The organism is Streptococcus loxodontisalivarius, assembly GCF_016908645.1.
In the GTDB taxonomy this organism is placed as follows: Bacteria; Bacillota; Bacilli; order Lactobacillales; family Streptococcaceae; genus Streptococcus; species Streptococcus loxodontisalivarius.
Map to the genome: position 1 here is coordinate 1 of NZ_JAFBEH010000051.1, position 12,665 is coordinate 12,665.

Annotated in this window: 2 protein-coding genes; both read right to left on the reverse strand. The window is 43.6% G+C overall.

Annotated features, from left to right (window positions below; genetic code table 11):
• Positions 1-410: 410 nt before the first annotated feature.
• Positions 411-11,207, reverse strand: coding sequence for a mucin-binding protein (locus JOC28_RS09160; RefSeq protein WP_205010391.1), 10,797 nt, complete (start codon positions 11,205-11,207; stop codon positions 411-413).
• A gap of 309 nt (positions 11,208-11,516) precedes the next feature.
• The gene (locus JOC28_RS09165; RefSeq protein WP_205010392.1) at positions 11,517-12,557 is read right to left on the reverse strand and encodes a zinc-dependent alcohol dehydrogenase family protein; all 1,041 of its coding nucleotides are present in this window, start codon (positions 12,555-12,557) and stop codon (positions 11,517-11,519) included.
• Positions 12,558-12,665 lie beyond the last annotated feature (108 nt).

The window sequence follows — 12,665 nt, forward strand, 5'->3', positions numbered from 1 at the left end:
AATGTTTGCCTTTTGGTGTATAATATTCTTGCATCTCGGAGTCCTTCTAGTGTGTGTTGTGGTGACTACATTATATCTCTCTGAGATGTTTTTTTTCATGCCTTCAACTGGCTAACTTCATTTTAGAACTTTCTATTTTACCAAATACCCTTAGATAAGCCTTAGTTTCTATCATTTTCCAAGAAAAAATCTATTTTAGAAAAGACTCATTTTATTCTTAGAAAGCAGAATATATACTTTTATAAGTCATTTTATAATTTCAAAATGATTATTTTCAGAATACTTTATATTTCGTTTTATCGTGATTTTACTGACTTCTGCTTAGAATAATCTTTTAAACTCAAGATTCAGATTAACAAGCCAAAAAGAAAAGAGCCTAGAAATATACATTTCTAAACCCTTTTTCTATTTTAGACTGTAAAAATATCACCGTCTGTAAATTCATTCGTCAAATCTTTGTAGGCAACAAAGAGATCACGTTTAAAGTTATAGATAGCACTGCTATTTCCAGCAGCAACCAAGTCATCCATAATGGCTTGGAGATCTTCATAAGAGCTAATGCTGTATGACTTACCGCTCGAAGTAAAGCTGACCGCCTGCAAACTATCCAGCTTAGCCAGACGTTCAGCAAACATGGCCTTCTTGAAGTCGTTCAAGTCACTGTAAGCCCCATTGAAGATGGCAGAAATAGCTTCCGCATCTGTCTTGTACTCGCCTGAAGTGTAGGCAACAAAGGCATCGTAACCAGCGTAGGCAAGTAGCTCGAAAGCCACGCGCCTGAAGGTATAACCACCTGAGGCACCCTGACTATTTTCTTCCAAACTATAGAAAGGCGTGAACATATCTACCTTGAGGTAACCTGTTGAGTAGCTGGTGCTGTTTGAACTACCTAGTGTCCCTGATTTATAGAGGCGACTGAGAGCTACACCATTATCGATAAAGTCGTCAATCGTTTCTAACTTGAGCCCAGCCCATTCTTCATCCGTATAAGAGATAAAGTAATCATCTGTATTAACAGAATCGCTAGCACGCGCCACCTCAGTCAAATGCGTCACCAAATTACGCTGTTCATCCGATGTCAATTTAGTAATAGACATAGCCTCAGCATAATCCAAAACATAGAGGACATCCATGACACTGTGCATGTAATCCTGCAGATCCTGACGTGTTTGGAAACGCTCTGGACTAGCATTGTACTCAGCATAAGGATTTTCCTCACTAGTCCAATCATTGACCAAGTTAAGAGCAAAGGCGTTACGGATACGGTTATCACGTGGTGATTGCAACAAGCCTTCCGCATAGGCTTCCATTCCAACACCTGTACGTTCAGACTGACCGTCTAGGAAGACTTTAGCATCCCAAACGTGAGTCTGCTCATGCGTCCAAATAGAGCTCCCCTGATTATTGGTTTGACTAAGTGCATTGACCTGAACAAAGTAGATATTTGATGTGTCAGAATAAGCTTCCGCATTTTGATTTGATGACGACAGACTGTGATAGTGACCTGTTGGTCCAAACAAGTCCTTAACCGCCGTCAAGCTAGAATCACCATACTCTGTCGACCAGGCAGTGTGCCCGTAGAGATAAAGTGTATCCCAAGTCGGCAGAGCTGTTTTCAATTTATCTTTGACGTTACCACTAGCCAGACGGTACCAAGCTTCCCAGTACTCAGACTGGTTTTCAGCTTCTTTAGCAACAATTTCCTTGAAGGCTGCTAGGTTAGCTGCATAAAGTTCTGGACTGAGTTCCTCAAGACTTGAATCCACATAGGTCTCAATTGAACCTACCTGAATACCTTCCATGGTTGAAATGATATAGATCTTATTCTCAGTAGCTGTCAAAAGTGGCAAAATCATATTGCCATAATCTTGAGTCAGTTTGACAACAGCTGTGCTATTGACCACGCGCGTATTCAACTTATCATAGAGCTTAGCCGTACCGATTTCCTGACCATCAGTATCGTAAGAGCTTGCTTCTACGATATAAGCCTTGGCTGCTGAATAGAACCATGACGCAGCTGTCGTATCACCAGCAAAACGCTGACGGAAACTTTCCAGATAAGCTGGAAGAGTCTCAGTCTCATTATTCTGACCGACAAACTGTTCTGTTTTAAGGTTATTGTAGACCGGATTCAAGGCATCGTATCCAGCTGAACCAACCTCAATCAACCAATCAAGTGTCTCAATCGGCTTACCGAAGAAATCCTGATGGAAGCTGACCAGATTTTGAACATTGGTATCTCCAAAGTCGATATTATACCAGCGACTGATGTAAGACAAACCGAGCATAAGCTCTGCTTGATGCGCCAAAATGTAAGATGACACCGCTTGGTCACTAGCATAAACACTTGAAGTCCCAAGAATATTTGGCAAGATAGTATCGAGATTGTCCTGAATTTCTTTGAACTGGTCTGCAAGGTAGAGCTTCTGAATCTTATCTTCTTGGTCTCCGCTCGTTGCAAGAGCCTTCCAAACTAAATCCCCTGTGTAATCCAGTGATTTAAGTGAATCAATCACCTCTGCAACAATATTGTCATAGCTATTGAGCAATTGACTAGGAGTGAAAATCAGACTCGAATTGTTCACTTGGTACTCAGCAACCTGACTATCTTTAAAGTCAGTCTTGTAGGTCACATCCAGATAATCAATAGTGCCATCAGCATAGTTGACCATTAGCTTATTGATAGCAGTCTTCTGACCAGAAATATCTGAGACAACTGTATTATCAACCATAGCTGTCACAGACAGAACAGTCTTAGTCACCAGATTATTCTCAGCAGACAGACTGTTAGCCATCTTAACCAGATAAGAACGATTATAGAAGGGCAGGAATTTCTCCATATTAGCGTAAGCCTGCGCATAAGCCTCTTGGTAACCCTTAACCTGACTGTAATCCACATCAAACTGATTGTCTAGCGTCTGTTTGCTATCAGCTGTTGTCGCTGTCATTCCAGTCCAAGATGCCAAGAGCGCAGCTGCATCTGTTTGACTGAGCGCACTATCCCAAATGGCATTGCTTGTTCCAGATGCCTGTCCGTCTACATAATACTGCTTGACATTTAGACTATTTCGACCAGAACCTACCGTCAAGAAACCATTGGTTACCTGCATAGCTGACAGATTGTTTTTAATGGTACGACTACTGCTTGGAGCAGCCCCAATCAAACCAGCAACAGAACTTGATGCACCTTGATTAATCAACTGCCCTTGAGCATAGTTATTCATGACTTCTGACTTGTAGCTACTTGTTTCAAAACGACCAACAAGACCACCTGCACGGTTGTAGTCTGAATTACCAAGACTGATTGTCCCATTGAACTGGCTGTAAGTCAGATTAGCATTATTACTGATGTTTCCGACTAAACCGCCAGTATTATTATAAGCATAGTAGAGATAGCCATCACGAACGTAGCGGATACTTGCTGTATCAGAATCGATAGTTCCCGTAAAGCTTGCATTGGTCAAAGTCGATCCACTCAACTTACCAACGATTCCCCCAAGATTGAGGTCAGCATCAACCGAAGCATCCAGTGTATCATCATAGCTACCCGCCACATAGTTAACATCGATTTGCCCTTCAACAGCCACATCAGAAATAATCGTAGCATTTTCAGCCACCTGAGCCAGAGCCCCGACTGTACTGCTATTCAGATTGATATCCACTGACTTAAGGTCCAGATTCGACACAGTAGCTCCATTTAGATTGGCAAATAGCGGTGCTTGCAGATGATATATAGCAAAAGCTGTGCCATTATTCAGTCCAGTCAGTTGACCAGTAAAGCTACTTGTAATATAAGACGTTTGACCAGCAAGAAGCGGATAGTCTTCAGCCGACAAATCATTAGCAAGGACATAAGAGCCAGCAGGGTTTTCAGTGATTGCTTGAACCAATTGACGGAAACTTGTGATTCCTGTCAGCTGACTATCCTGCTTGGCAAGTTTGAACTGATAACTTGTCGCATAGCCATCATAGTCATCATCCTGTTTCAATTGAGGATAGGCAGCCGTTACCAGATAATAAGCTGTGCCATTTTCCTCAACCTCAGTAATGGATGAAACTGCCAGTTGCATTTTCTTGAAACGATCTGAATCCACCGTCACAAAATAGGTTGAAAGATCTTCTGGAATCTCTGACAGACTGAGGATACGTGTCGTAAGACCACTCTCATCCGTACTATAAAGCCCTGCTTCATCCACATCCTTAATTTCAAGGAACTTAGCGGTATAAGTGATTACCTGCTCGCTATCAGAAGAATCTGCTGTCACTATCTCAGCAGCAATGCTTGTGACATCCGACTCATAACCGTCAAGATCAGAAAGACTGATTGCTGGCAATTCAGCAGATGCCAAATCCCAGTCACCGTAGGTCACTTGACCAGTCGCAAGATTTTCACTTGCAGAGCGTGTGAAAGTCTGACTCTGAACGATATCGTCTGCCAGCTGATTACCATCGTCATCCAAAAGTCGGAAGCGACGAGTGACAATTTTGCTGACGATTGTGTCAGACTTAAGCGGCACATAAGTCACCGTAACTTCCAGATTTTCAGAATCTGCCGTCACATCTTGACCTAAAACTTGCTCAGGATCAGCCTGATAATTTTCCTTGACTGGACTAGTGTATTCCTCAAAAGTCAAATCAGACTCATTCCAGTCGCTATAAGTGATTTCACCTGTTGCTTGATTTTCAATCACTGTTCGTGTGAAAGTCACTTCTTGTGTGACTGGATCAGCAGCCTGACTACCATCTTCATAAATGAAGTTAATGGTGCGGGTGATAGTCTTGCTGTCAGTAGATGTTTTCTTGATTACTTGATATACGAAGTCATAAGTCAAGTCTTGACTGTCTGCTGTTACCTGAGCTTCAGACAGGTAGTCAGATGCGAGACTGTAATTATCAAGCGCCGGTGCTGTCACTGGCTGGAAGAAGAGACTGTCGCTATCCCAATCACCGATGACAATTTCGCCTGTCGCCAAATTCTCGATTACTGGACGACTAAAGGTCACTTCCTGAACAAGAGAATCTGCAGCTTGACTGCCGTCTTCGTAGAAGAAGTTAACTGTTCTTGTGACTGTCTTACTCTCACTTGTTACCTGACGTTTGGCGATATAGATAACATCAATAATTTCATCTTCATCACTTGCAATCACATCAAAACTTGGAACAAGATCCAAATCCGTCTCATAATTTTCCTTGCTTTCGATTGCAACTTCTGGGAAGGTCTGACTGGCTTCATTCCAATCACTATAAGTAATTTCGCCTGTCGCTTGATTTTCAGTCACTGTACGTGTGAAAGTCACTTCTTGTGTAACCGAATCAGCGGCCTGACTACCATCTTCGTAGACGAAGTTAATGGTACGAGTGGTGGTCTTGCTGTCAGTAGATGTTTTCTTGATTGCTTGATAAACGAAGTCATAGGTCAAGTCTTGACTGTCTGCTGTTACCTGAGCTTCAGACAAGTAGTCAGATGCAAGACTGTAATTATCGAGCGTTGGTGCCGTCACTGGTTGGAAGAAGAGACTGTCGCTATCCCAATCACCGATGACAACTTCTCCTGTCGCCAGATTTTCGATTATTGGTCGCGTAAAGGTCACTTCCTGAACAAGAGAATCTGCCACTTGAATGCCGTCTTCGTAGACGAAGTTGACTGTTCGAGTAACTGTCTTACTTTCACTTGTTACCTGACGTTTGGCAACGTAGATAACATCAATAATTTCATCTTCGTCACTTGCAATCACATCAAAACTTGGAACAAGATCCAAATCTGTCTCATAATTTTCCTTGCTTTCGATTGCGACTTCTGGGAAGGTCTGACTGGCTTCGTTCCAATCGCTATAAGTAATTTCGCCTGTTGCTTGATTTTCAGTCGCTGTTCGTGTGAAGGTCACTTCTTGTTTGACTGAATCCGCCGCCTGACTACCGTCTTCGTAGATGAAGTTGATGGTACGAGTAACTGTTTTACTATCGCTAGTTCTAACGAGACTTTCTAGTTGAGACAGGGCTTGGCTGAGTGACTCAGCAGCTTGATCTAAGTCACTTTGTTTTGGACTTTCTTGCGCAAGCAAGGTTTGAGCCGCGCTTAAACTTTCTTCCAGCGCCGCCCATGAACTTGGGCTATAGTCCAAGGCAGATTTAGCTTCGGCTTCTGTCACCAAACCCTGTAATTTTTCTCTGTCTACAAGAAGCGCTGCCATGGCAGATTCTAAGGCATCCTTAGCCTGGTCGAGTTGCAACTGACTAGCACTAGTGTCTGACAAGACTGCCTTAGCCTCCGTTAGACGCGTTTCTACTTGTGCCCAACTTGCCTGACTATAGTCGCTTGCAGTCAAAGCCTCAGCATTTGCGATAGCTGCCTCCAACACCCCTCTATCTACTGCTTGAGCAGAGCTGCTGTCGACTGTAGATTGGCTGTCTCCCTGCGATGTCGTTACAGATTCAGAACTTTGATTTTCTGAGGAAATAGCTGTGCTATCAGTTGACTGAACTTGGCTTGTTGAGACTTCCTGACTAGTCGTAGACTCAGAGCTTGCGCTAGCCAAAACAAGACCTGCATAGGCTTGCTCTAAACTAGACTGGGCAGAATCAATTTCTGCCTGACTAGCTCCGCTATTGCCATAAACCGCAATGGCCTGACTAAGAGCTGTCGCAAAAATCTGATAAGAGTCGCTCGTATAATCCGTCGCCTGCAAACCGCTAACACGGTCAAGACTGGCAAGGAGAACCGAACGATCTAGTGCCTGCTTAGTTCCAATACGAATGATTTTCGAAATAGGACTGAGCGTCACCACTTCACTTGTCAAAAGACCGTTGGTGTAGGTCAAAGTCTTGCTTCCATCCATACCTTCTTGCTCAACAACCTCTTGTCCAGCCTCCAAGCTAGGATCATCCTGATAAGTAACATCATAAGGAATGACCTGAGTTTCAGTGCGTGTAACCGTTGGAGCTTCAGAAGTAATCTCAATTTCAGTACTTACCTCTGAGGTATAGACAGTTGTTTCAGAAGTATCTGGATTTACTGAGCTAACCTGAGTTTCCGAAGTCACGATACTTGTGCTCGTCGTAACCAGAGTACCTCTTCGAATGATTTTATCAGTCGGATTAGACAAGATTGTCTCACTAACTAGATTTCCATCTGAATAAGACAATTGCTTGCTACCGTTAACACCTTCTTGAAGCACCTGCTCAGTGCCAGCCTCAAGAGTCGGATCATCTTGGTAGATCACTTGATAAGGAATCGTCACGATTTCATCACGCAGAACGGGCTCTTGACTCGTCGTCTCCTCCTTAGTTCCAACAGCAAGCACCTGATTAACTGCTGGAGTTTCCTTGCTAGAAATAAGCTGACGCGTCTCACTACCATCTGCAGATTTAGTCACTCTGTAAGTCAACTCACGAGAACCATTTACACCCTCAGATAAAACTTGCATTTGACCAACAGCAAGACTAGCATCTTCAACAATCTCAGTGCCAAACGGAATAGTTTCCGTCACAGTCTCATAAGAAATCGTTGCAGCAATCTCACTTGAAACATTACTAATCGTCGAAGTCATTGACGTTTCGCTTGTCTCAGTTGTCTGCGTTGCACTAGCGCTACTTGTTTGACTTGTTACTGGCGTTTCGCTTGTCAGTGAAGTCGTTGTAGTCTGACTCGTTGTCGTCGGTGTTTCTGTTACAACACTTGTCTCACTGCTGGTTGTTGAAGAGGTACTTGAGTTGGTTGAAGTTCCTGTTGTCGTACTTGTTGCCGTTGTCGTACTACTTGCTTGACTTGTTGCGCTTGTTACTGGTGTTTCACTTGTTAGTGTGCTTGCGGTAGTTTGACTCGTTGTTGTCGGAGTCTCCGTTACTGCACTTGTAGCGCTCGTTGTAGCTGAGGTACTTGTCGCTGTGCTTGAACTTACTGAGGTTCCTGTTGTGGTACTCGTTGTAGTTGTCGTGCTGCTTGTCTGACTTGTTGTACTTGTTACTGGTGTTTCGCTTGTCAGTGAACTTGTAGTCTGACTCGTTGTCGTCGGAGTTTCCGTTGCAACGCTTGTAGCACTCGTTGTAGCCGAGGTAGATGAAGTGCTAGTAGCTGTGCTTGAACTTGTAGCCGTTTGACTTGTTGTCGTTGGTGTTTCCGTTACAACACTTGTCTCACTGCTAGTTGCTGAACTACTTGTCGCTGCAGCGCTTGTAGTTGCAGTCGTTGTGATTCCTGTTGTAGCACTTGTAGAGCTGGTCGTCGTACTACTTGCTTGACTTGTTGCGCTTGTTACTGGCGTTTCGCTTGTCAGTGAAGTCGTTGTAGTCTGACTCGTTGTCGTCGGTGTTTCTGTTACAACACTTGTCTCACTCGTTGTAGCTGAAGTGCTTACCGCTGCGCTTGAACTTGTAGTAGTTGAAGTGCTAATAGCTGTGCTTGAACTTGTTGATGTTCCCGTTGTCGCACTTGTTACTGGTGTTTCACTAGTCAGTGAGCTTGTTGTCGTTTGACTCGTTGTCGTTGGTGTTTCCGTTGTCGCACTTGTTACAGTTTGACTCGTGGTTGTCGGAGTCTCCGTTACTGCACTTGTAGCGCTCGTTGTAGCTGAGGTACTTGTCGCTGTACTTGAACTTACTGAGGTTCCTGTTGTGGTACTCGTTGTAGTTGTCGTGCTGCTTGTCTGACTTGTTGTACTTGTTGTACTTGTTACTGGTGTTTCGCTTGTCAGTGAACTTGTAGTCTGACTCGTTGTCGTCGGAGTTTCCGTTGCAACGCTTGTAGCACTCGTTGTAGCTGAAGTACCTGTTGTCGCACTCGTTGCACTTGTCGTGCTGCTTGTCTGACTTGTTGTACTTGTTACTGGTGTTTCGCTTGTCAGTGAACTTGTAGTCTGACTCGTTGTCGTCGGAGTTTCCGTTGCAACGCTTGTAGCACTCGTTGTAGCTGAAGTACCTGTTGTCGCACTCGTTGCACTTGTCGTACTACTTGCCTGACTCGTTGTACTTGTTACTGGAGTCTCGCTTGTTAATGAGCTTGTTGTCGTTTGACTTGTTGTCGTTGGTGTTTCCGTTACAACACTTGTCTCACTGCTGGTTGTTGCAGTTGTACTTGTAGTCGTTGTCGCACTGCTTACCTGACTTGTTGTACTTGTTACTGGAGTCTCGCTTGTTAATGAGCTTGTTGTCGTTTGACTTGTTGTCGTTGGTCTCTCCGTTACAACACTTGTCTCACTGCTGGTTGTTGCAGAGGTACTTGAGTTGGTTGAAGTTCCTGTTGTCGTACTACTTGCCTGACTCGTTGCGCTACTCACAGGAGTTTCACTCGTTAGTGTGCTTGTTGTCGTTTGACTCGTCGTTGTCGCACTGCTTGCTTGACTTGTTGCGCTAGTCACAGGAGTTTCGCTTGTTAATGAACTTGTCGTCGTTTGACTCGTTGTACTTGTTACTGGAGTTTCGCTTGTCAGTGAAGTCGTTGTAGTCTGACTCGTTGTCGTCGGTGTTTCTGTTACAACACTTGTCTCACTTGTTGTAGCTGCGGTACTTGTAGCAGTTGTTGTGCTACTTACTTGACTCGTTGCACTTGTTACTGGGGTCTCACTTGTCAGTGTACTTGTGGTAACTTGACTCGTCGTGGTCGGAGTCTCCGTTACTGCACTTGTAGCGCTCGTTGTAGCTGAAGTTCTAGTAGCTGTACTTGAAATTGTAGCAGCTGAAGTACCTGTTGTAGCACTTGTCGTACTTGTTACAGGCGTTTCACTTGTCAGTGTGCTTGTGGTAACCTGACTCGTGGTTGTCGTTGTACTTGAACCTGTTGATGTTCCCGTTGTGGCGCTTGTTGTAGTTGTCGTACTAGTTGACTGACTTGTTGCACTAGTCACAGGCGCTTCGCTTGTTCGTGAACTTGTAGTCGTTTGACTCGTTGTCGTCGGAGTTTCTGTTGTAGTACTTGTAGCACTCGTTGTTGTTGCTGAAGTACTTGTTGTTGTAGTGCTTGAACTTGTTGATGTTCCCGTTGTGGCACTTGTTACAGTTTGACTCGTTGTGGTCGGAGTCTCCGTTACTGCACTTGTCTCACTGCTAGTTGCTGAACTACTTGTCGCTGCTGTGCTTGTAGTTGCAGTCGTTGTGATTCCTGTTGTAGCACTTGTAGAGCTGGTCGTCGTACTACTTGCTTGACTTGTTGCGCTTGTTACTGGAGTCTCACTTGTCAGTGTGCTTGTGGTAACCTGACTCGTTGTTGTAGCTGAGGTACCTGTTGTCGTACTACTTACCTGGCTTGTTGTACTTGTTACTGGAGTCTCACTTGTCAGTGAACTTGTGGTAACTTGACTTGTTGTCGGTGTCTCTGTCGCAGCACTTGTCTCACTTGTTGTAGCTGAACTACTTGTCGCTGAGATTCCTGTTACGGCGCTCGTTGTAGCTGAGGTACTTGTTGTCGTGCTACTTGCTTGGCTTGTTGCCGTAGAAAGTGTGATTTGACTAACAGGGTTAGTCTGACTTGTCGTCAATTGACTTGGCGCAGCAATATTGTTAGAAACAACTGGACTTGTTTGGGCGTTTGTCGTTTGGGCATCTTCATCAACCAAGACATAACCGACAAACTCATAGCCATCAATATCCAAGACCATATCTGGCAAGGTTGCTCCAACTTCCAACTCATAGGTCTTATCAAATACTGATAGGTTACTTGAACTCAAAGCAGATACAGCAGATAAACTGATAGCTCCGCTTGCTCCAATGATCAAAATGCTTGAGATAATACGTTTCTTCTTATCCTTAAGCAGAGAGACTCCGATCAAGACCATAGCACCTCCAGCCAGCATAGCCAAGGCACTTTCTTTAGAGCTAGTTGTTGGAAGGACAGCATCAATAGCCTGTGCTACAACATTTGATTTCTCAGTTGAGGAAACCGTCGTTGATGATCCACTTGTGCTCCCTACACCGATATTGACAGTCTCACCGTTTTTGGTACGGTAGACCATATAATATGTCTCGTAGTCTCCCACCTTATCAGATGGCAGATTTGCAACTAGCTTAGCTTTTTCATCTTCCGTAAGATCTGAGTACATAACATACTTGTACTGGATGACCTCTTTTTTACTGGTAGTCGTCGCTGTGGTCGTAGCAGCAAGTACAGTTGGTGCCTGATACAAGCCTGCTAGGGCAACAAGTCCGATAACTGCCGAGGCAGCTCCAAAACTAAACTTTCTAATTGAATATTTAAACTGTTTTTCATTCCAAAACATTGATTTATATAGCTCCTGTATAGCAATTTAAAATAAAATTTCTCACTTTAAATTATATCATAAAGGATAAGATAAATAAAAAGAAACCTTTGTCAGATTTTTTAATAACATATCATTTTTAAGCACTTTTGACTTCTGATTGATTGTTTTCAATGATTTTCATGTATTTTTTCTAATATCAATTTTCCAAAATGCAAAATAACTTCACTTCTTTTTCTTAGAAAAAGAGGAACTAGGACATGGGCTCTGCTATTATCACAAAAAAATCAGACCTAGCACAAGGCTAAATCTGACAATAAACTCTCTATCTTAGTCAACAACAATCAAGGATTTAATGGCTTGGCGCTGATCCATAGCATCGTATGCTTCTTGAATTTGCTCAAGTGCAAATTGTTTAGTGAAAACCTTACCTGGATTGATTTGACCTGAAAGAACAGCTTCAAGTAGAACTTCCTTATCAGGTCCAGTTACAGATGCAATCCCACCTCGTAATCCGATGTTTCGGAAGAAGAGGGCACCTGTATCCATTGTTGAATCTTCAGGCACACCAACACGACCAATAACAGCTCCTGGACGAGCTACTTTTACTGCTGTATCAACCGATTGTGCTGTACCGACACATTCTAAAATAGCATCCGCACCTGCTCCATCAGTAAGAGCCATAACTTTTTCAACAGCTTCATCACCACGCTCTGCAATGACATCAGTAGCACCAAATTCCAAAGCCAAATCCTGACGGTCCTTGTGACGACTCATAATGATAATGCGCTTCGCACCACGCAATTTCGCACCAATAACACCACAGAGACCAACGGCACCGTCGCCCATTACCACGACAGTATCACCTTCTTTAACTTCGGCAGTTACTGCTGCGTGATAACCAGTTGCCATTACATCTGACAGACTGAGGAATGAATTTAGCTGAGCATCTGAATAATCTGACGGTTGACCTGGAATTTTAACCAAGGCCCAATTAGCATTTTTAAAACGAAGGTATTCAGCCTGATAACCAATTGGTTCCCCACCCCACTGATAATTTTGGCAAGAACCATCAAAGCCAGCCTTGCAGGCTGCACAGTGACCGCAACCGTGAGTAAAGGGTGCGATAACAAAATCACCGACTTTAATATCCGTTACTTCACTTCCGACTTCTTCAACAATTCCAATCGCCTCGTGACCAGCAAAGGTTCCTGATTTCTTATCTTGTTGACCACGGAACCACCAGAGGTCAGATCCACAAACACAGGCACGAATCACCTTAATCACCGCATCAGTCGGCTGTTCAATCCTTGATTTCTCAGTTTCTGTTAGAACCATTTTCCCAGGCTCAATAAATGTTGCTACTTTCATGAAAAGACTCCTCTATTTTCTACCAATTGTCAAGTATTTCAATGCTTTAAAGAGAAAATAATTTTTAGACAGTAGATATTTTGAGATTACTATCTGATTTTTGCACTC